The sequence below is a fragment of the Lacisediminihabitans profunda genome, from assembly GCF_008040105.1.
GTDB lineage: Bacteria > Actinomycetota > Actinomycetes > Actinomycetales > Microbacteriaceae > Lacisediminihabitans > Lacisediminihabitans profunda.
On the sequence record NZ_VRMG01000001.1, the window covers coordinates 55504 to 76569 of the forward strand.

Genomic DNA, 21066 nt, shown 5'->3' on the forward strand with positions numbered 1-21066 from the left:
GGAAGGTAGGCGGGAGGATGCCCGGCGGGAACGTTCCGCGGCCGGTGCGCGTTGGCCAGACAGGTACATTCGGTAACCTTGATAGCTGACCGTGCGTTATTCCGGTCGACCTCCGCTTATGAATTGAGACTTTTTTGGCACACGACCGCTCAGACGCCGACCAGGGCCCCCACTACGACGCCGCGGCGTTGCAGCAGAAGTGGCTCGTCCGGTGGGAGCAGCTGCAGCCGTTCCGCACCGACATTCCCAACGACAATCGGCCGCGCAAGTACATCCTCGACATGTTCCCGTACCCGTCGGGCGACCTGCACATGGGGCACGCCGAGGCGTTCGCCCTGGGCGACGTCGTGGCCCGCTACTGGCGTCAGCAGGGCTTCAACGTGCTGCATCCGATCGGCTGGGACTCCTTCGGCCTCCCGGCGGAGAACGCGGCGATCAAGCGTGGAATCGACCCGCGCGAGTGGACGTACGCCAACATCGCCCAGCAGAAGGCGTCGATGAAGAGCTACGGCATCTCCTTCGACTGGGACCGCGAACTGCACACGAGCGACCCCGAGTATTACAAGTGGAACCAGTGGCTGTTCCTCAAGCTCTACGAGAAGGGCCTCGCCTACCGCAAGGAGAGCTGGGTCAATTGGGACCCGGTGGACCAGACCGTGCTCGCCAACGAGCAGGTGCTGCCGGATGGAACCTCCGATCGCTCGGGCGCCGTCGTCGTGAAGAAGAAGCTCACCCAGTGGTACTTCAAGATCACCGACTATGCCGACCGCCTGCTCGACGACCTCAACCAGCTCGAGGGGTCCTGGCCGCCCCGCGTGCTCGCGATGCAGCGCAACTGGATCGGTCGTTCGATCGGCGCGGATGTCGACTTCGTGATCGAGGGCGTGGCGCGCAGCGACGAGCCCGGTGTGACGACGCCGAGCAGGACCGTCACGGTCTTCACCACCCGCCCCGACACCCTGTACGGGGCGACCTTCATGGTCGTCGCCCCGGACTCCGACCTGGCCGCGGAGCTCGTTGCCGACGCGCCGGAGGAGCTCAGGCAGCCATTCCAGGACTACCTGACCCAGGTGCAGAAGACCTCGGAGATCGAGCGCCAGGATGCGAGTCGCGAGAAGACCGGCGTCTTCCTCGGCCGCTACGCGGTGAACCCTGTCAACGGGGAGCTCCTGCCGATTTGGGCCGCGGACTATGTGCTCGCCGACTATGGCCACGGCGCCGTCATGTCGGTGCCGGCTCACGACCAGCGTGACCTCGACTTCGCCCGCAAGTTCGGACTCCCGGTGCGCGTGGTCGTCGACACGAATGCCCCGGTCACCGGCACCATCCCGGTGATCCCGGTCAATCCGGAGACCGGTGAGGCCGAGCTGCCGGATGACCTGCCGCCGCTCGACCCGTCGATCACGGGCGTCGCGCTCGTCGGGGAAGGCCGCCTGCTCAATTCCGGGCCGCTCAACGGGCTGAGCAAGTCCAACGCCATCAAGCGCATCATCGAGCAGCTCGAGTCCGTCGGTCGCGGCCGCGCGGCCAAGAACTACCGGCTTCGCGACTGGCTCATCTCCCGCCAGCGCTACTGGGGGACGCCCATCCCGATCCTGCACGGCGAGGACGGCGAGCTCATCCCGGTGCCCGAGGACCAGCTGCCCGTGCTGCTGCCGCCCACCGAGGGTCTCGACCTCCAGCCGAAGGGCACGTCGCCACTCGGCGCCGCGCACGATTGGCTGAATGTGACCGCCCCGGACGGCTCCCCGGCGACTCGCGATCCAGACACCATGGACACCTTCGTCGACAGCTCGTGGTATTTCCTGCGGTTCATGAACCCGAATGATGACACGAAGGCCTTCGACCCGCGCGAGGTCGACAAGTGGGCGCCGGTCGACCAGTATGTCGGCGGGGTGGAGCACGCCATCCTGCACCTGCTGTATGCCCGGTTCATCACCAAGGTTCTCTTCGACCTCGGCTACGTGAGCTTCACCGAGCCGTTCAGCGCCCTGCTCAACCAGGGGATGGTGCTCTCCGGCGGCTCGAAGATGTCGAAGAGCAAGGGCGGTGTGAATCTCGGCGACGAGATCGAGGCGCACGGCGTGGACGCGATCCGTCTCACCATGGCGTTCGCCGGCCCGCCCGACGAGGACATCAACTGGGAGGACGTGTCACCGGCCGGCGCCGCCAAGTTCCTGGCCAGGGCCTGGCGTTTGGCGCACGACGTGAAGAGCGCGCCGGAGATCGACTGGAGAACGGGAGACGTGGCGCTGCGCCGCGTGACCCACCGCTTCCTCGCCGAGGCGCCGGGCCTCGTCGAGGCGTTCAAGTTCAACGTCGTCGTCGCGCGGCTCATGGAGCTCGTGAACGCGACCCGCAAGGCGATCGACACCGGACCGGGCGCGACGGATGCCGCGGTGCGGGAGGCGACGGAGACCGTGGCCCTCGGCCTGAGCCTCTTCGCCCCGTACACGGCGGAGGAGATGTGGGAGATGCTCGGCTATCCGGCGACGGTTTCCGCGTACGGCTGGCGCAAGGCCGACCCGACCCTCCTCGTCGAGAGCGAGGTCACCGCGGTGATCCAGGTCGACGGCAAGGTTCGCGATCGTCTCGAGGTCAATCCGAAGATCGACCCCGCAGAGCTCGAGAAGCTCGCGATGGCCTCCGCCGCCGTGACGCGGGCCATCGGCGACCGCTCGATCGTGAACGTGATCGTTCGGGCGCCGCGGATCGTGAACATCGCGACGAAGGCGGTCTGAGCTAGAGCGCCGCCGCGCAACCGCACCGCGCGGCTCTTCTCCCCGGCAGCCACGCTTCACGACGGGCACTCCCCGGGAGCGCCTCGACTGCCGGGTCGCACCCGCACCCCGGGCGTACCGTCGCTGAATGGATGCGTCGGACGAGGTCGTAGCGCCGCGCCGGCCGCGGGTTCGAATCGGGATCGGCGCGGCGGCGGTGCTCGTGGCGGTCGGGCTGGGCATCGCCATTCTCGTGTCCGCCTTCGGCTCCCACGGCAGCACGAGCACTGTCACGAAGCCGACCTTCACCCCACCGGCGTCAACCGGACCTGCCGGCGTCGAGGCCGCCAACCCCGGCGCCGGAATCTACGTGCATGTGCTCGGGGCGGTTGCCTCGCCCGGTCTCTTCCTGCTCAAGGACGGCGACCGGGCCGTCGACGCCGTCTCGGCCGCCGGCGGCTTCACCTCCACGGCCGACCAGGCCCAACTCAACCTCGCGCGGCGCCTGGTCGACGGCGAGCAGATCTACGTGCCGAATGTCGGTGAGGCCCCGCCGACGGCCGCCGGCGGGGGAGCAACAGCGGCACAACCCGCGGGCAAGGTGAACCTGAACACCGCCGACGAGGCGACGCTCGAGACCCTCCCGCGGGTGGGGCCGGCGATGGCGAAACGCATCCTCGACTGGCGCAAGACGAACGGGCGGTTCTCGTCGATCGAAGACCTCATGGGAGTGACCGGGGTGGGCGACAAGACGTTCGAGGGGCTCAAGGACCTCATCACGGTATGACCCTCGATCTCCGGCTCGCCGCGCCGGTCGTCGTGGCCTGGATCGTGGTCGGAGTGCTGATCGGCGCTCCGGACGCGCTCGTCGGAGCCGCGGTTGCGACGTGGGCGGCGACGGTCGCGGCCGGGGGCTGGGCCGCGCTCGGGCGGCGCCACGAGACGAGCGGAGTCGTCGTCGTTGCCATCGTCGCACTCGCCGCCTCGGCGATGCTCCTCACCGTGGCCGCCGTGCAGTATCCGCACCGCCAACCGCACGTCCTGGTCGCCGCCGCCCACTCCGGGAGGTACATCACGGTGACGGCCGTGACGGCGGAGGTGCTTCACCCGGGAATGAAGAACTACGGCGTCACCGTCACAGAGGCATCGGTCGGGTCCACCAGGATCGATTGCGCCCTGCCGGTGACCGTCTTCGGCGAGCCGCCGCCGGGAGAAACTACCGGCATCGGCACGGAGCTGACGCTCGGCGGAACGCTCGTGGCGACGGACCCGGCGGACGACGTGTCGTTCCTCCTCTTCGCATCGAAGCCTCCGACGCTCGTCGCTCCTCCGCCCTGGTACCTCGACTGGGCGAATGGCCTGAGGTCGGGTCTCGGCCGGGCCGCGTCCGGCCTCCCGGGCAGCGGCGGCGGTCTGTTGCCCGGCCTCGCCATCGGGGATACCTCGGCGGTCAGCCCCGCGCTCGGCGCGGCGATGAAGGCGACATCGCTGAGTCACCTCACGGCGGTGTCCGGGGCGAACTGCGCGGTGGTGATCGCCCTGATCATGCTTGCGGGCGCGGCACTCGGCCTCTCCCGGCGGTGGCGGATCGCCGCCTCGCTCGTGGTGCTCCTCGGCTTCGTCGTGCTGGTGACGCCACAGCCGAGCGTGCTGCGGTCCGCGGTGATGGCCACTCTCGTGCTCGTCGCGACGGCGGCCGGTCGTCCTGTGCGCGGGGTGAGCATCCTGTCGCTCGCGTCTGTCATCCTGCTGGCCGTCGACCCCTGGCTGTCCCGCAGCTACGGCTTCATTCTGTCGGTGCTCGCGACCGGCGGGCTGCTGATCCTGGCCGGGCCGATCACGCGACTCCTCGCGAGGCGGCTGCCCACCTGGGTCGCCGCGATCGTGGCGATTCCCCTCGCCGCCCAACTCGCCTGCCAGCCCGTACTGGTGCTGCTCAACCCGGTGATCCCCACCTACGGTGTGCTGGCGAACATGCTGGCCGAGCCCGCGGCGCCCCTCGCGACGGTGCTGGGCCTTGCCGCCTGCCTCGTCCTCGCCCCCCTGCCCGCGATCGGCCACGCCATTGCGTGGGTGGCGTGGCTGCCGGCGGCCTGGATCGCCGCGGTCGCCCAGTTCTTCGCCGGCCTGCCCGGCAGCGCCATCCCGTGGCCCGCCGGTGCGCCCGGTGTCGCCCTCGCGGCCCTTGCGACGGCCGCCGGGTTGCTCGCGGCCTTCCCGCCCCGCAGCAGGGCGCTGGCGGTCCGCCGGGTCGCCTCCGCCGGCCTCGCCCTGCTGCTCGTGGGGTACCTGGGAGTGGCGGGAGGGGAGCGGCTGCGTGTGCAGCTCGGCCGGCCCGGCGACTGGCAGATCGCGGTCTGCGACGTCGGCCAGGGGGACGCCGTGCTGGTGCGGAGTCTCGGCCGGCTCGCCCTCATCGACACCGGGCCGAAGCCGGAGCGCCTCACCCGGTGCCTCGACTCGTTGGGGATCGGCCGCATCGACCTGCTCGTGCTCACGCACTACGACCTCGACCACGTGGGGGGAACCGATGCCGTGGTCGGGCGGGTGGATCGAGCCATGATCGGGCCGCGATCCGACGCCGGGGACGATCGACTCGCCCACCAGCTCGCCGCGTCGGGCGCCGCCGTCGAGCAGGTGAGTCGGGGGCTGACCGGCACGCTGGGGGAGTTGCGCTGGGAGGTGCTCTGGCCGAGATCCCCGCTCGCCGGCGTCCAGCCGGGCAATGACGCGAGCGTCACGATGCGATTTCGGGGAGCGGGCGCCTGTGCATCCGGCTGCCTGAGCTCGATCTTCCTGGGCGACCTGGGCAACGAGCCACAGGCGCGGATGATGGCCGCCAATCGCATCGCCGAGGTGGATGTGGTGAAGGTCGCCCACCACGGGTCCGCCGACCAGAACGAGGACCTGTACGCCAAACTGCACGCCACGATCGGGCTGATCGGGGTCGGGGCGGACAACACCTACGGGCATCCGACCGACAAACTGCTCGGAATCCTTGCGAGGGTTGCAACGACGGCCGCCCGCACCGACCGCGACGGCATGATCCTGGTCTCCACCCGGCCGGGCGGTGGGCTCGCCGTCTGGACGGAGCGCTCGCCGCCGGCACTCCGCTGACGGTGCCGGCGGTGACGGTGCCGCCGAATAGGCTGGGGTGGGTTCAAACGCAGGGTGAGGGAGTTCCGTGGCAGGCAAGGCTGCGCCAAAGGCAGCGGTGGCGATCCCGCAACTCGGCTGGTCGAAGGTGCGACCGGCGACTATCGTGCTCGTCTCCGGCACCGAGGACTTCCTCGCCGACCGCGCCATCCGCATCCTGCGCGACACGCTGCGGGCGGAGGACCCGAGCCTGGAGATCAGCGACTTGGAGGCCGACGCCTACGGGCCCGGGGAGCTCATCACCCTCGCGAGCCCATCCCTGTTCGGGGAGCCCCGGATGATCCGGGTGACCGGCGTGGAGAAGTGCACTGACGCCTTCATCACCGAGACCCTCGCCTACCTCGAGTCGCCGGCGGACGACACCTATCTCGTGTTGCGCCATGCCGGTGGTGTGCGGGGCAAGAAGCTTCTCGACGCCATCCGCGGAGGACTCGGCAACGGGATCGAGATCGTCTGCGCCGAGCTAAAGAAGGACTCGGACAAGCTCGATTTCGCGGCGGCGGAATTCGCCGTCGAGGGGCGCAGGATCACGGGCGGCGCGCTGCGGGCGCTAGCCTCCGCCTTCTCCGACGACCTCGCCGAGCTCGCCGCGGCGTGCCAGCAGCTGCTTGCCGACGCGAGCGAGGAGATCACCGAGGCCACGGTGGAGAAGTACTACTCCGGGCGGGTGGAGACCAACGCGTTCCGGGTGGCCGACATCGCGATAGCCGGCCGCTACGGCGAGGCGCTGGTGCTCCTGCGGCATGCCCTCGCATCCGGCGCCGATCCCGTTCCGATCGTCGCTGCCTTCGCGAGCAAGCTCCGCACGATGGCGAAGATCGCGGGTGCGCGCGGTGGTTCCGGGCAGCTCGCCCAGCAGTTCGGGCTCGCGCCCTGGCAGGTCGATCGGGCCAGGCGCGACCTGCAGGGCTGGGACGACGCCGGGCTCGGCCGCTGCATAGAACTGCTCGCCGAGACCGATGCGGCGGTCAAGGGCGGCGGTCGCGACCCGGTCTTCGCGATCGAACGGATGATCGGCGTGATCAGCGCCCGCGGGGCGTAACGCGACCCGCGTATCCGTCTCTCCGCACCCGCCGGGGTCCCGCGTCGTCACCGAACGGCGGCGGAGGGATGGCTGCGCAAACGGCGGCGGATGGCTGGCCGACCGCGGGCACGCAAAAAGCCCGCCACCGCGAGCGGGGACGGGCTGTCAGCGGAAGGCTCTTAGAGAGCGGAGCCGTTAAAGAGCGGAGACCTGCTTGGCGATGGCCGACTTCTTGTTGGCGGCCTGGTTCTTGTGGATGACACCCTTGCTGGCGGCCTTGTCGAGCTTCTTCGAGGCGAGCAGCAGCGATGCGGTGGCCTTGTCCTTGTCGCCGGCCTTGACGGCCTCGCGGGTCGCGCGAATGGCGGTCTTGACCTCGCTCTTGACGGCCTTGTTGCGATCCTGCGCCTTCTTGTTGGTGCCGATGCGCTTGATCTGGGACTTGATATTTGCCACGTTGTTACTTTCTTGTTAGTCCGAATAGTTTGAGGGCACGAGGAGGAGAATCTGGTCCTTCGAACCTCGGCCACGAATCGCGCGGCGACTCAAACGAGGCCGCGCGCAAGCCAACAGGCAACATTACCAGTAGCCGGGCGGATCCGGCAATCGGGCGATTCGCCGGGGAGAGAAGATCCCGAGCCCCAATCGTAATAGCCTGCAACCATGCCGTCTCTCGCTCCGCACATCTCCTCGGTACCCGGGTCGGGCATCCGCCGGATCTATGAGATCGCCGTCGAACTCGACGACGTGATCTCGCTCGGAGTCGGCGAGCCCGATCGGCCGGTGGCGCCCCACATTCTCGAGGCCGGATCCCGGGCCTGGCTCGAGGACCGCACCAACTACACCGCCAACGGCGGGATCGCGCCGCTCCGGGCGGCGATCGTGGACAAGCTCGCCCGGGAGAACGACCTTCGGGTGGATGTGGAGCAGGTGTGGGTGACGATGGGCGCGACCCAGGGCCTGCACCAGGCCATGCGTCTGCTGCTCGCCGCCGGCGACGAGGTACTCGTACCGGACCCCGGCTACACGACCTTCACCATGAACGCGCGAATGCTCGAGGTGGAGCCGGTGCCGTACACGCTGCGGCCGGAGCACGGCTTCGTCCCGGACATCGAGGAGCTCGATCGTCTCGTCACGGACAAGACCCGGGTGATCATCGTCAACACCCCGTCCAACCCCCTGGGCACGGTGCTCGACCGCTCGCAGCTGCGCGGCCTGCTCGACTTCGCAAAGCGGCACGACCTGTGGGTGCTGAGCGACGAGGTCTACGAGTACTTCACCTACGGGCGAAAGCACGTGAGCATCGCGAGCCTGGACGACGACGACCGGGTCTTCTCCGTCTTCTCGCTCTCGAAGACCTACGCGATGACGGGGATCCGGGTGGGCTATCTCGTGACGCCGCCGGGACTCGCGAGCATCATGCGCACCGTGCAGGAGGCGGCCATCAGCTGCGTCAGCACTCCCGGCCAATACGCCGCGATCGCGGCGATCACCGGGGACCACCAGCACGTGGCCGACTCGAGAGAGCACTACCGGGGCAACCTCGAGGCGGCCTGCGCGCTGCTCGACGCCCGCGGCATCCGCTACCTCCAACCCCACGGGGCGTTCTATCTCTGGGTGGACCTGCGACACGCGTCCGGCGGGGATGTCGCGGGCTGGGCCGAGCACTTCCTACTGCGCGAGCGGGTCGCGATCGCGCCCGGCAGTGCGTTCGGGCGGTCGGGTGAGGGCTGGATCCGCGTCTGCCTGGCGGCCACCGAGGCCGACCTGCTCGAGGGACTCGGGCGGCTGCCCTCGCCGGCCTCCACGGAATAGGGAAGGGGGATGCCCAGCCCGCGTTCCGAGGCTGCCCCGGCGGCGAATCGGGAGGGCGCGGCGCCCGGCGCGCCCTCTCGTCACGCGGCGTCCGGCGGCATGGGAGAATTGGGCGACCCGCCCCGTCGCCCGAGAGCGACTGGGTGAGCTGAAACCCTCCCCACAGCACCAGAGGATAGCGTGAGCCCCAAAGCCCTGAAGGCCCTCGAGCCGGCATCGACCGACCCCGCCTTCATCCGCAACTTCTGCATCATCGCCCACATCGACCACGGCAAGTCCACCCTCGCCGACCGGATGCTGCAGATCACCGGAGTCGTGAGCGACCGGGACATGCGGGCCCAGTACCTCGACCGCATGGACATCGAGCGCGAGCGCGGAATCACCATCAAGAGCCAGGCCGTTCGCATGCCCTGGGCGCTCGACGGCCAGAGCTACGCCCTCAACATGATCGACACCCCCGGCCACGTCGACTTCACCTACGAGGTGTCCCGCAGCCTCGCCGCGTGCGAGGGCGCCATCCTGCTCGTGGATGCCGCCCAGGGGATCGAGGCCCAGACCCTCGCGAACCTGTACCTGGCCCTCGACAACGACCTCACCATCATCCCGGTGCTCAACAAGATCGACCTGCCGGCGGCGGACCCGGAGAAGTACGCGAAGGAGATCGCCGGACTCATCGGCGGGAGGCCGGAGGACGTTCTGCGGGTCTCCGGCAAGACTGGCATGGGCGTGGAGGAACTGCTCGACCTCGTCGTGCGCACCATCCCGGCCCCGGTCGGCGACCCCAAGGCCCCGGCCCGGGCCATGATCTTCGACTCCGTGTACGACTCGTACCGCGGAGTGATCACCTACGTGCGCATGATCGACGGCTCGATGTCACCGCGCGAGAAGGTGATGATGATGAGCACCAAGAGCACGCACGAGCTGCTCGAGATCGGCGTGAGCGCCCCCGAGCCCACCCCGACCAAGGGGCTCGGTGTCGGCGAGGTCGGCTACCTCATCACCGGCGTCAAGGACGTGCGGCTCAGCAAGGTGGGCGACACCGTCACCAACTTCGCGAAGCCGGCCACCGTCGCCCTCAAGGGCTACGCCGAACCGAAGCCCATGGTCTTCTCCGGGCTGTATCCGATCGACGGCTCCGACTATCCGGTGCTGCGCGAGGCGCTCGACAAGCTCAAGCTCAGCGACGCCGCCCTCGTCTATGAACCGGAGACCTCCGTCGCCCTGGGCTTCGGCTTCCGCTGCGGCTTCCTCGGACTGCTTCACCTCGAGATCGTGACGGAGCGGCTGGAGCGCGAGTTCGGCCTCGACCTGATCGCCACCGCACCCTCGGTGATCTACGAGGTCACGACGGATGACAAGAAGACCGTCACCGTCACCAACCCCAGCGAGTTCCCGGGCGGCAAGATCGCCTCGGTGAGCGAACCGGTGGTGAAGGCCTCGATCCTCACCCCGAAGGACTACGTCGGCACGGTGATGGAACTCTGCCAGGGTCGCCGCGGCACCATGCAGGGCATGGAATATGTGGGCGAGGACCGCGTGGAGCTGCACTACACGATGCCCCTCGGCGAGATCGTCTTCGACTTCTTCGACCACCTCAAGAGCCGCACCCAGGGCTACGCCAGCCTCGACTACGAGCCGGTGGGCGAGCAGGAGGCCGATCTCGTGAAGGTCGACATCCTGCTCCAGGGCGAGGCGGTCGACGCGTTCAGCGCCATCGTGCACCGCGACAAGGCGTACGCGTATGGCGTGCTGATGACCGAGCGCCTCAAGAAGCTCATCCCGCGCCAGCAGTTCGAGGTGCCGATCCAGGCCGCCATCGGCGCCCGCATCATCGCGCGCGAGTCGATCAGCGCGATGCGCAAGGACGTGCTGGCCAAGTGCTACGGCGGTGACATCACCCGAAAGCGCAAGCTCCTCGAAAAGCAGAAGGAGGGCAAGAAGCGCATGAAGATGGTGGGCCGGGTGGAGGTGCCCCAGGAGGCGTTCATCGCGGCGCTCTCCGGGGACACGGAGAAGAAGGAAAAGAAGTAGATGTCGAGGCTCCCACTCTGGGAACGCCCCGTCACGTACGCCGCAGTCGGCGCGACCCAGGCGGGGGACCTGCTCGATAACGCCCCGGCCGGCTATCGGCCGTACCGCGAACGGGTCCGCGTCGGGCACGGCGAGGACCGCTGGCGCCACGCCTGGACGACGGTGCTGTCCTGGGGCATCCAGACCAGGAGCGGATTCCGGGTCGACCTGGTCGACGCGCCGGCCGCCGTCACCGACCAGACCTACGTTCCCGTCTCGTTCGACCCGGCGGGGGCTCCGATCGCGAGCCAGGTCGGCGCGGCCGCCGACGAGGTGGTCTTCGGCCCGGACGGGATGCCGTTTGTCGCGCCGGGGTCGACGGCGCTGCTCTCCATCCCCTTCGGTCCGATCCGGGTGCCCGCGCCGGCCAGGGTCGTCTACGTGGTCGACGAGCCGCAACGCCGCGGTTTCGCCTACGGCACCCTTCCCGGGCATCCGGAGGAGGGCGAGGAATCGTTCATCGTGGAGCAGACCGAAGACGGATCGGTGTGGCTCGAGATCAGCGCGTTCTCGCGGCCCGCCAACGGCCTGTGGTGGCTCTTCTATCCGGTGCTTCGGGCGTCGCAGGCGTACTACACCCGTCGGTACTTCGAGTCGCTCTCCGGACCGGTCCAGTCGCCGGGCCAGGCCGGCTGAGCGTCCATGCCCAGCGCCCTGCCTCTCGCCGACCCGGCGCCCCTCGATGGCACTCTGCCCGCGAGTGCGGCGATCGGTGCGGCCGAGCGTAACTTCGGTGTCTACGTGCACGTGCCGTTCTGCCGGGTGCGCTGCGGATACTGCGACTTCAACACCTACACCTCAGACGAGCTGCGGGGCGCGAAACGCACGGACTACGCCGGCCAGGCGATCGCCGAGATGGCCCTGGGCAGGCAGATCCTCGAGCGCGCCGGGCTGCCGCCGAGGCCGGCCTCGACCGTGTTCTTCGGCGGGGGCACGCCGACCATGCTTCCCGTGACGGACCTCGCCGCCATGCTCGCGGCGGTGCGCGACACCTGGGGACTCGCCGAGGGAGCCGAGGTCACGACCGAGGCGAACCCCGACTCGGTGGATGCGGACTACCTCCTCGCCCTCGCCGCCGCCGGATTCACCCGGGTGTCGTTCGGCATGCAGTCCGCCGTGCCGCACGTGCTGGCGACCCTCGAACGCACCCACGACCCCGAGCGGGTGCCACTCGTCGTCGAGTGGGCGCGCGCCGCGGGGCTCTCGGTGAGCCTCGACCTCATCTACGGCACACCGGGCGAGTCGCTCGAGGACTGGCGCGCGTCCCTCGAGCACGCGCTCGCGCAGCATCCCGACCACCTCTCCGCCTACTCACTCATCGTCGAGGACGGCACGAAGCTGGCGAGGCAGATCCGGCGCGGCGAGGTCGCTCAGCCCGACGAGGACCTGCAGGCCGACATGTACGAGCTCGCCGACGAGTTGCTCGAGGCGAGCGGCTACGGCTGGTACGAGGTGAGCAACTGGTCGAGGCCGGCCGGAGTCGCGGATGGCGCTCTTCCGACCGTGGGGGCGAGCGCCGCCGACCAGCGCTCCCGCCACAACCTCGCCTACTGGCAGGGACACGACTGGTGGGGCGTGGGGCCGGGCGCCCACAGCCACGTCGGGGGAGTGCGCTGGTGGAACGTGAAGCATCCGGCCGCCTACGCCGAGCGGATCCTCGCCGGCAACTCGCCGGCGGCCGGCCGCGAGACTCTCGACGAGGAGACCCGGCGGGTGGAGCGGGTGCTCCTGCGCACCCGGATCCGTGACGGCCTCGCCGTGTCTGAGCTTCCGGCACCGGCGCGCACCGCCGTGGCCGGCCTCATCGGCGACGGCCTGGTGGACGGGGCGGCTGCCCTGCGCGGCACGATCCGGCTGACGCTGCGGGGCCGGCTTCTCGCCGACGCGGTCGTGCGACGGCTGCTTGACGAATAGTGGCCGGCGTTAGTCGCCGATGAACGTGATCGCCATCGGGTACACGTACCGCTCGCCACGGTCGGCCGCGACCGCGGCGACGATGCAGAAGACGATGTTGACCACGGCGACCGCGACGAGGATCAGCGCGCCGACCAGGATCCAGATCGTGAAGAGACCGACCACGTAGCCGAGCAGCACCGTGAGCTGGAAGTTGAGCGCGGCCGTCGTGTGCTGGCGCACGAAGGGTCCACGATCCTTGAGCACGATGTAGCCGATGAGCGCGGGCAGGAAGTGGAAGAAGATGCCGCCCACATGGATGAGCGTCGCCCAGAGTTTCTCGTCTGCCGGGCTGAGCGGCTTGGCGTTTTGGTGGGGGCTGCCGGGTGGAGTTGTGGTTTCGGACATGACCCCATTAAAGCAAGGTGCCCGGGAGCGCGGCTCCCGGGCACCCCTCAATGAGCTACTTGATGAGGCGAAGTGCGACCGGGTAGCGGTAGCTTCCCCCGCCGTTGACCTTCACGCCGCCGAGGATCGAGAAGATGATGTTCACCACGTAGAGGGCGAACTGCAGGAACCCGATCAGCAGCGCGATGGGGAAGAACACTGCGGCCATGATGACCCAGAGGATCTGGAGAACGATCCAGGCACCGATCCAGGTGATCTGCCAGTTGAGGGCCTCCTTGGATTCCTGCCGGGTCAGCGTTCCGCGATCCTTGAAGACCAGGAAGATGATGAGCGCCGGGAGGAACCACAGGACTCCGCCAAAGTGCGCGAACGAGGCCCACTGCTTGTCTTCGGCGGCCGTGAGAGGCGCAGCCGGCTGGGGAGCCATCGGCTGCGGTGTCGGTTCGGTCATGTGCGTTGCCTTTCGAGGGGGCGGCCCGGCCCTGTCAACAGGGCCATGGTGTACTCGCGCCAGCGCCATTCTCGGTGAGAAGAGTTCGTGCGCGAGTACATGCATAAGGTACTGCCCGTTTCGCTCCCGGTGCAATGCCTGCGTCGCAGCGTGTCGCGATACAATTGGCAGTCTGCAGTTGCGAGTGCTAAAGACCGGAGGTGGTGCTGGATGGTGTCAGAGCGTGGTCTCGACGTTCTCCGCGTCATCGTGCAGGACTACGTGGCGTCCCGGGAACCGGTCGGCTCGAAGTCGATCGTGGACCGCCACTCCTTCGGCGTGTCGGCGGCGACCATCCGCAACGACATGGCGCTCCTCGAGGAGGAGGAGCTCATCGCCGCGCCGCACACGTCGTCCGGCCGCATCCCCACCGACAAGGGCTACCGCGTCTTCGTCAACCAGCTCGCCGACCTGCGTCCGCTGAGCGCAGCTCAGCGCACCGCCATCGAGAAGTTCCTCGGGGCATCCGCCGACCTCGACGAGGTCCTGGGCCGCACGGTGCGGCTGCTCTCCCAGCTCACCCACCAGGTGGCGCTCGTGCAGTATCCGTCGCTCACCCGGTCCCGCATCCGCCACGTCGAACTCGTGCGCCTCACCGCCACGCGGATGATGACGGTGCTGATCACCGACACCGGTCGCGTCGAACAGCGGCTCATCGACGTGGCGCCGGGCATCGACGAAGAATTTCTCGACAGGTTGCGCACGAGACTCAATTCGTCGCTCGGCGGGCTCGCGCTCGCGGAGGCCGCCGAGAGGCTCGCGACGCTCGCCAACAAGTTCCCGCCGGAGCAGGCGTCGGCCGTGAAGCACATCGCCACCTCGCTCATCGAGCAGGTGCTCGCCAACCGTCAGGACAAGCTCGTCATGGCCGGCGCGGCCAATCTCGTGCGCACGGAGGAAGACTTCACGGGAAGCATCTACCCTGTTCTCGAGGCGATCGAGGAGCAGGTGACGCTGCTGCGGCTCTTCGGCGAGATGGAGCCCGACCAGAACGGGTTCTCGGTGAGCATCGGAAGCGAGAACGCGCCATTCGGGCTCGGCGAGACCTCTGTGCTCACGACCGGGTACACGGCATCGGGAGGCGAACTGTCCCGGCTCGGAGTCATCGGTCCGACTCGAATGGACTACTCCAACAACATCGCCGCGGTGAGAGCCGTGGCCCGCTATCTTTCCCGCCTGCTCGGCGAGGAATGAATGACATCGGCGCGGTGGCCGGCCCCCGGGCTGTCCACGATCGCGCCGAGAATGCAAAGGAATTGGATTGGCTGACCACTACGAAGTACTCGGTGTCGGGCGCGAAGCGACGACTGACGAGATCAAGAAGGCCTACCGTCGGCTCGCGCGGGAGCTGCATCCCGACGTGAACCCCGGGGCGGACGCCTCCGAGCGCTTCAAGCTCGTGACCCACGCCTACGACGTGCTGTCCGACCCGCAGCAGCGCCAGCAGTACGACCTCGGCCCGCAGGCCGGCTTCGGCGGAGGCGGTGGGGCGAACTTCGGCGGCTTCGGCGACATCTTCGAGACCTTCTTCGGCGGCGGCACGAGCCGTGGCCCGCGCTCCAGGCGCGAGCGGGGGCAGGATGCCCTGGTGCGGGTTGAGGTGGACCTGGACGAGATCATCTTCGGCACCACGCGCGACGTCGAGGTCGACACGGCCGTGCTCTGTGAGACCTGCAACGGTTCCTGCTGTGCCCCGGGCACGCAGCCCGTCACCTGCGACATCTGCCGCGGCAGCGGCCAGATCCAGCGTGCCGTGCGCAGCCTGCTCGGCAACGTGATGACCTCGAGCCCGTGCGGCACCTGCCGCGGCTACGGCACGGTCATCCCCAACCCCTGCCCCACCTGCCAGGGCCAGGGGCGCGTGCGTGCCCGCCGCACGATCCCGGTGGACATTCCTGCCGGCGTCGACACCGGCCTCCGCCTTCAGCTGCCCAGCCAGGGCGAGGTGGGCCCGGCGGGGGGCCCGAACGGCGACCTCTACCTCGAGATCAAGGTGCGCCACCACGACGTCTTCAGCCGCAACGGCGACGACCTGCTGGCGACGCTCGAGGTGCAGATGACGGATGCGATCCTCGGCACCCGCACGACTCTCAAGACGCTCGACGGCGAGGTCGCGGTGGAGATCAAGCCGGGAACCCAGAGCGCCGAGGTCATCACGATCAAGGACCGCGGTGTCACCCGGCTGCGCGGCAACGGGCGCGGCGACCTCAAGATCGGGGTGCAGGTGACCACCCCGAGCAAGCTCAGCCACAAGGAGCAGGACCTGATCAAGCAGTTCGCCGGGGCCCGCCGCTCGGCGCCGCCCACGCTGACTCACTTCCAGCAGGGGCTGTTCCAGAAGCTCCGCGACCGCTTCCTCAACATCTGAGTCCCGTGGCCCACTTCTACCTGAACGAGGAGCTCACCGAGGCTTCGGTCGGCGGCCTGGTCTCGGTGACCGGGCAGGAGGCGCGGCATGCGGTCACGGTGAGCCGCATCGCCGTCGGCGAGTCGATCTCGGTCGGCAACGGGGCGGGGCTCGTCGTCTCCGGGGCGGTCGTGTCGGCCGAACCGTCCGAGTTCGTGGTGGAGGTGGCCTCGGTCGAGCGCAGCGAGCAGAACAGCCCCGCCGTCTGGCTCGCCCAGGCCCTCGCCAAGGGGGACCGCGACGAATACGCCGTGCAGCAGGCGACGGAGCTCGGCGTCGACGGGGTGATTCCCTGGGCGGCGCAGCGCTCGATCGTCAAATGGGAGGGCGCCAGGATTCGAAAGGGGCACGATCGCTGGACCGCCATCGTGCGTGAGGCGAGCAAGCAGTCCATGCGCACCTGGATCCCCGAGGTGGGAGACCTCGCCTCGACCGTGGTGCTCGCGGCACTCGCCGCGGACACGAGGATGCTGGTGCTCGAGCCGACCGCACAGACCGCGATCACCGCGATCGAGCCGGACGGTCGGGACGTGGTGCTCGTCGTCGGTCCGGAGGGCGGAATCGCGCCGTCCGAGCTGAGCAGGCTCGAGGGAGCGGGCGCGACGCTGGTGCGTCTGGGCGACACGATCCTCCGCACCTCGAGTGCGGGGCCGGCTGCCATCGCGGTGCTCAATGCCCGACTCGGCCGCTGGTAGCGATGCCCGACTCGGCCGCTGGTAGCGATGCCCGACTCGGCCGCTGGTAGCGATGCCCGACTCGGCCGCTGGTAGCGATGCCGGACTCGGTCGCTGGTAGCGAACGCCGCCGCCGCGTGCTGCCCGGTCTTCTAAGCTAGAGACATGTCAGAAACGCAGGAGAGTTCGATCTTCACGAAGATCATCGCCAGGGAGATCCCGGCCGACGTGGTCTTCGAGAACGAGCGCATCATCGCGATCACCGACATCGCGCCGAAGGCGCCGGTGCACCTGCTGGTGATTCCCAAGACGGAGCGCTACCGCAACGTCGGCGAACTCGCCGCGGGGGACCCGGCGCTGCTCGCCGAGGTCGTCGCGGTCTCCCAGCAACTCGCGACCGAGCGTTCCGGCGGGGAATTCCGACTCGTCTTCAACACCGGGCCGTCCGCCGGCCAGACCGTCTTCCACGTCCACGCCCACGTTCTTGGCGGTTCGCTGCCGGAAGGAACCCTTGGCCAGTAGCACGCGATTCGGTTCTGACGCGTCGACCCCGGGCGACCGCGAGCACGTCGAGTTTCGCGTCGACGGCGTGGCCATGGTGCGCCTTCTCGGGCCGCAGGACCGGCTGCTCAAGACCATCGAGAGGCAGTACCCGCGCGTCGAGGTTCTCGTGCGCGGAAACGAAATCACCCTGGACGGCGACGCCGATCAGGTGCGGGCGGCCGTGAGGCTCGTGGAGGAGTTGGTGACGATGGTGCGTGGCGACCAGGAGCTGGGCCAGCGCGATGTGGAGGAGTCGGCGAAGATCCTTGGCGCCGACCCGCGGGTGAGCCCGGCGGAGTTGCTCAGCCAGGCGATCCTCACCAGCCGGGGCAAGAGCATCCGCCCCAAGACCCTGGGCCAGAAGCAGTACGTCGACGCCATCGACGAGAACACCATCACCTTTGGAATCGGCCCGGCCGGAACCGGCAAGACCTACCTGGCGATGGCGAAGGCCGTTCAGGCGCTGCAGCGCAAAGAGGTGAGTCGCATCATCCTCACCCGCCCCGCGGTGGAGGCCGGCGAACGCCTCGGCTACCTGCCGGGCACGCTCACCGACAAGATCGATCCGTATCTGCGACCGCTCTACGACGCGCTCAACGAGATGATGGATCCGGAGATCGTGCCCAAGCTCCTCGCCGCGGGAACCATCGAGGTCGCGCCGCTCGCCTACATGCGCGGTCGCACCCTGAACGAGGCGTTCATCGTGCTCGACGAGGCGCAGAACACGACGCCGGAGCAGATGAAGATGTTCCTCACCCGACTCGGCCACGGCTCGAAGATGGTCGTCACCGGCGACGTCACCCAGGTTGACCTTCCGGTCGGCGCGAGCGGGCTGCAGCTGGTCACCCGGGTGCTCGACGAACTGGACGAGATTCACTTCGCGCGGCTCACAAGCGACGACGTCGTGCGGCACAGCCTCGTGGGCCGGATCGTGGATGCGTACACGAAGTACGACGCCGAGAGGCAGGCGCAGAAGTTCGAGCGCCAGCAGGCCTCGGACGACGCCAACCGGTCCGAGCGCCGCTCGGGCAGGCCGCCCCAGGATCGCCTGGGCAAGAGATGGGGCCGCTGACTGTGTCGATCGAGATCAACAACGAGACCACGATCCCGGTGGACGAGGCCGCCATCCAGCGGCTCGCGATCTTCGCGCTCGACCAGCTGCACGTGCACCCGGATGCCGAGCTGGCGATCATCTTCGTCGACGAGGGCGCCATGGAGCAGCTGCACCTGCAGTGGATGGACGAGCCGGGGCCCACGGATGTGCTGAGCTTCCCCATGGACGAGTTGCGTCCAGGCACCGAGGACGCCATGACCCCGGCCGGGCTCCTCGGCGACATCGTGATCTGCCCGCAGGTGGCGGTGGCCCAGGCGGAGACCGCCGGCCACAGCCCGCTCGAGGAGATGCTGCTGCTGACCACCCACGGCATCCTGCACCTGCTCGGTTTCGACCATGCCGAACCCGACGAGGAGAAGGAGATGTTCGGCGTGCAGCGCGACATCCTCACTGGTTTCTCCCTCGCCGAGCGACGACGATAGTCCCATGATCCCGATCTTCGTCAGCGTCGCCGTCCTGCTGGTGATCTTCGGTGGCCTGCTCGCCGCGGCGGACGCGGCGCTCGGCGTGCTCTCGCGCAACGACCTGCTCGAAATCGCCGCGCACTCGAGGGCCCGCAACTCCCTCCTCGCGATCGCCGGTGACGTCGGCGCGCACGTCAATGCCGTCAACTTCATGCGCGTCGTCGCGGAGACCACCGCCGCGGTGCTCGTCTCGCTGTCGTTCGCCTATGTCTTCGCGGACTGGTGGTGGGCGTTGCTGGCGTCCGCGCTCATCATGATCACCGTCTCCTTCGTGCTCGTCGGCTCGAGCCCGCGCAGTGTCGGCCGGGTGCACGCCCGGTCCATCGCGCGCTGGTCGGCCTGGGTCGTGCACGCCATCCGGGTGTCCCTCGGTCCGGTGGCCGCCGCGCTCGTCGCCGTCGGCAACCGCGTCACGCCGGGCCGCCGGGCGAGCTTCTCCAGTGAGGAGCAGCTGCTGAGCATGGTCGACGAGGCCACGGAAGACAAGGTGCTCGAGGAGGACGACCGCGAGCTCATCCACTCGATCTTCGAATTCAGCGACACCGTCGTGCGCGAGGTGATGATCCCGCGCACCGACATGGTGACGATCGACGACACCGAGAACCTCGGCGCCGCCATGGGGTTGTTCCTGAGCAAGGGCGTCTCGCGCATGCCGGTGATGGGCGAGGACGTGGACGAGGTGCGCGGCATCCTCTACCTCAGGGACGTGGCGAGGCTCGGCTACGAGCGGCCGCTGGGCATGGACACGATCACGGTGGGCGAACTGGTACGCCCGGCCGTGTTCATCCCCGAGTCGAAGAAAGCCGACGACGCCTTGCGTCAGATGCAACTCGAATCCAACCACCTCGCGATGGTCGTGGACGAGTACGGCGGGATCGCCGGTCTCGTGACGCTCGAGGACCTGATCGAGGAGCTCGTCGGCGACATCTCCGACGAATACGACCACGAGGTCGTGGAGATCGAGCGGCTCGACGACGGCGTGTTCCGGGTGAGCGCGCGGCTTCCGGTGGACGAGCTCGGCGAGCTGTTCGCGATCGACCTGGAGGACGACGACGTCGACTCGGTCGGCGGGCTGCTCACCAAGGCGCTCGGGCGACTGCCGCTGGCCGGCTCCGTGGCCACGTATTCTGGACTCATCCTTACCGCCGAGCGCACGGAGGGCCGCCGCAAGCGGCTCAGCACCGTGCTCGTCGAGCGCGACCAGGCCCTCATCGACGCTCAGGCGGCGTTCGGCAAACCAAGCAATGGAGACGACCGTGGCGAATGAGCCCCAGGCACCAGTGGAGTTCAGGGCCGGCTTCGTGTCGTTCGTCGGGCGTCCGAACGTCGGCAAGTCGACGCTCACCAACGCGCTCGTCGGCGAGAAGGTCGCCATCACCTCGTCCAAGCCGCAGACCACCCGACGCGCCATCCGGGGCATCGCGCACCAGAAGAACGGCCAGCTGATCCTCGTCGACACGCCGGGCATGCACCGCCCGCGCACCCTCCTCGGCGAGCGGCTCAACAGCATCGTGCAGTCGACGCTGGGGGACGTGGATGTCGTCGGCTTCTGCATGCCGGCCAACGAGAAGATCGGGCCGGGCGACCGGTACATCAACGAGCAGCTCGACTCGTTCCCGCGGGCGAAGAAGGTGGCGATCGTGACGAAGATCGACGCGGCCTCCCGTCCGGCCGTCGCCGCTCAGCTGCTCGCGGTCTCCGAACTGCGCGACTGGGAGGCGATCATCCCGGTATCGGCGACCAGCCGCATCCAGCTCGACACTCTCGCCACCGAGCTGATCCGCCTGCTGCCCGTGTCGGAGGCCCTCTACCCGGCCGACGCCGTGACCGAGGAGAGCCTCGACGACCGGATCAGCGAGCTCATCCGCGAGGCCGTTCTCGAGGGCGTGGAGGACGAACTCCCGCACTCGATCGCGGTGACGATCGACGACATCGTGGAGCGCGACGACAAGGATCTCGTGGAGATCTACGCGAACCTGTTCGTGGAGCGGGACAGCCAGAAGGGAATCATCATCGGGCACCAGGGCTCGCGGCTCGCGGAGGTGGGCGCGCGCGCCCGCCGGCAGATCGAGCCCCTCGTGGGCAAGCAGGTGTTCCTCTCGCTGCGGGTGAAGGTCGCCAAGGACTGGCAGCGCGACCCGAAGCAGCTCGGCCGGCTCGGGTTCTAACTCTTAGCGGCCGGCTGGCGCCGTAATTCTGGCCTCGCGGCGGGGGATAACACGCCCGGCGGCGGGGACATGTGCTCGCGGCGGGAGGCTTAACCCCTGCCGGGACGGCGCGACTCCCTC

Annotated in this window: 19 protein-coding genes; 16 read left to right on the forward strand and 3 right to left on the reverse strand. The window is 68.7% G+C overall.

Annotation, left to right across the window (positions count from 1 at the left end):
• The first annotated feature begins 134 nt into the window (after window positions 1–134).
• The 4 genes from leuS (at window position 135) to holA (ending at window position 6918) form a co-directional block, all read left to right on the forward strand.
• Window positions 135–2741 carry a leucine--tRNA ligase gene (gene leuS / locus FVP33_RS00270; RefSeq protein ID WP_147781641.1) on the forward strand — a complete coding sequence of 869 codons (2607 nt, stop codon included), beginning with the start codon at window positions 135–137 and terminating at the stop codon, window positions 2739–2741.
• 127 nt (window positions 2742–2868) lie between these two features.
• Complete coding sequence (locus FVP33_RS00275) at window positions 2869–3507, forward strand: helix-hairpin-helix domain-containing protein (protein ID WP_147781642.1); 639 nt, start codon at window positions 2869–2871, stop codon at window positions 3505–3507.
• Complete coding sequence (locus FVP33_RS00280; RefSeq protein WP_147781643.1) at window positions 3504–5837, forward strand: ComEC/Rec2 family competence protein; 2334 nt, start codon at window positions 3504–3506, stop codon at window positions 5835–5837. Before FVP33_RS00275 ends, FVP33_RS00280 begins: the two co-directional genes overlap by 4 nt.
• Before the next feature lie 67 nt (window positions 5838–5904).
• Window positions 5905–6918 carry a DNA polymerase III subunit delta gene (gene holA, locus FVP33_RS00285; protein ID WP_147781644.1) on the forward strand — a complete coding sequence of 338 codons (1014 nt, stop codon included), beginning with the start codon at window positions 5905–5907 and terminating at the stop codon, window positions 6916–6918.
• A gap of 177 nt (window positions 6919–7095) precedes the next feature.
• Here the strand turns inward: holA and rpsT are convergent, their stop codons facing one another.
• A complete protein-coding gene (rpsT, locus tag FVP33_RS00290; protein WP_147781645.1) occupies window positions 7096–7356 on the reverse strand; it encodes a 30S ribosomal protein S20 in 261 nt (86 codons plus the stop codon).
• A gap of 207 nt (window positions 7357–7563) precedes the next feature.
• Here rpsT and FVP33_RS00295 point away from each other — a divergent pair, with 207 nt between their 5' ends.
• The 4 genes from FVP33_RS00295 to hemW all read left to right on the forward strand — a co-directional run bounded on the left by FVP33_RS00295 (window position 7564) and on the right by hemW (window position 12699).
• Window positions 7564–8715 carry a pyridoxal phosphate-dependent aminotransferase gene (locus tag FVP33_RS00295; protein ID WP_147781646.1) on the forward strand — a complete coding sequence of 384 codons (1152 nt, stop codon included), beginning with the start codon at window positions 7564–7566 and terminating at the stop codon, window positions 8713–8715.
• A gap of 180 nt (window positions 8716–8895) precedes the next feature.
• Window positions 8896–10746: a translation elongation factor 4 gene (gene lepA, locus FVP33_RS00300; RefSeq protein ID WP_147781647.1), complete on the forward strand. Its 1851-nt coding sequence runs from the start codon at window positions 8896–8898 to the stop codon at window positions 10744–10746.
• Window positions 10747–11421 (forward strand): DUF1990 domain-containing protein, encoded by a 675-nt coding sequence (locus tag FVP33_RS00305; RefSeq protein WP_147781648.1) that lies wholly within the window; start codon window positions 10747–10749, stop codon window positions 11419–11421.
• A 6-nt stretch (window positions 11422–11427) separates the two neighbouring features.
• Entirely contained in the window at window positions 11428–12699 is a 1272-nt protein-coding gene (gene hemW / locus FVP33_RS00310) for a radical SAM family heme chaperone HemW (RefSeq protein ID WP_147781649.1), read from the forward strand.
• Between the two features lie 9 nt (window positions 12700–12708).
• On the opposite strand, the gene FVP33_RS00315 is transcribed toward hemW, so the two are convergent.
• Window positions 12709–13086, reverse strand: a complete 378-nt coding sequence (locus FVP33_RS00315) for a DUF4870 domain-containing protein (protein ID WP_147781650.1) — start codon at window positions 13084–13086, stop codon at window positions 12709–12711.
• Between the two features lie 55 nt (window positions 13087–13141).
• Complete coding sequence (locus tag FVP33_RS00320; RefSeq protein WP_147781651.1) at window positions 13142–13537, reverse strand: DUF4870 domain-containing protein; 396 nt, start codon at window positions 13535–13537, stop codon at window positions 13142–13144.
• 210 nt (window positions 13538–13747) lie between these two features.
• On the opposite strand from FVP33_RS00320, the gene hrcA reads away from it, so the two are divergent.
• The 8 genes from hrcA to era all read left to right on the forward strand — a co-directional run bounded on the left by hrcA (window position 13748) and on the right by era (window position 20946).
• Complete coding sequence (hrcA, locus tag FVP33_RS00325) at window positions 13748–14770, forward strand: heat-inducible transcriptional repressor HrcA (RefSeq protein ID WP_147781652.1); 1023 nt, start codon at window positions 13748–13750, stop codon at window positions 14768–14770.
• A 67-nt stretch (window positions 14771–14837) separates the two neighbouring features.
• Window positions 14838–15944, forward strand: a complete 1107-nt coding sequence (dnaJ, locus tag FVP33_RS00330) for a molecular chaperone DnaJ (RefSeq protein ID WP_147781653.1) — start codon at window positions 14838–14840, stop codon at window positions 15942–15944.
• Between the two features lie 5 nt (window positions 15945–15949).
• Window positions 15950–16678: a 16S rRNA (uracil(1498)-N(3))-methyltransferase gene (locus tag FVP33_RS00335; RefSeq protein ID WP_147781654.1), complete on the forward strand. Its 729-nt coding sequence runs from the start codon at window positions 15950–15952 to the stop codon at window positions 16676–16678.
• A gap of 144 nt (window positions 16679–16822) precedes the next feature.
• Window positions 16823–17179, forward strand: coding sequence for a histidine triad nucleotide-binding protein (locus tag FVP33_RS00340; RefSeq protein WP_147781655.1), 357 nt, complete (start codon window positions 16823–16825; stop codon window positions 17177–17179).
• A 73-nt stretch (window positions 17180–17252) separates the two neighbouring features.
• On the forward strand, window positions 17253–18272 hold the full coding sequence (locus tag FVP33_RS00345; protein ID WP_147781698.1) for a PhoH family protein: 1020 nt from the start codon (window positions 17253–17255) through the stop codon (window positions 18270–18272).
• 2 nt (window positions 18273–18274) lie between these two features.
• Window positions 18275–18736: an rRNA maturation RNase YbeY gene (gene ybeY / locus FVP33_RS00350; RefSeq protein ID WP_147781699.1), complete on the forward strand. Its 462-nt coding sequence runs from the start codon at window positions 18275–18277 to the stop codon at window positions 18734–18736.
• 4 nt (window positions 18737–18740) lie between these two features.
• The gene (locus tag FVP33_RS00355) at window positions 18741–20045 is read left to right on the forward strand and encodes a hemolysin family protein (RefSeq protein WP_147781656.1); all 1305 of its coding nucleotides are present in this window, start codon (window positions 18741–18743) and stop codon (window positions 20043–20045) included.
• Window positions 20035–20946 (forward strand): GTPase Era, encoded by a 912-nt coding sequence (gene era, locus FVP33_RS00360; protein ID WP_425460917.1) that lies wholly within the window; start codon window positions 20035–20037, stop codon window positions 20944–20946. The genes FVP33_RS00355 and era overlap by 11 nt, the downstream gene beginning before the upstream one ends.
• Window positions 20947–21066: the final 120 nt, after the last annotated feature.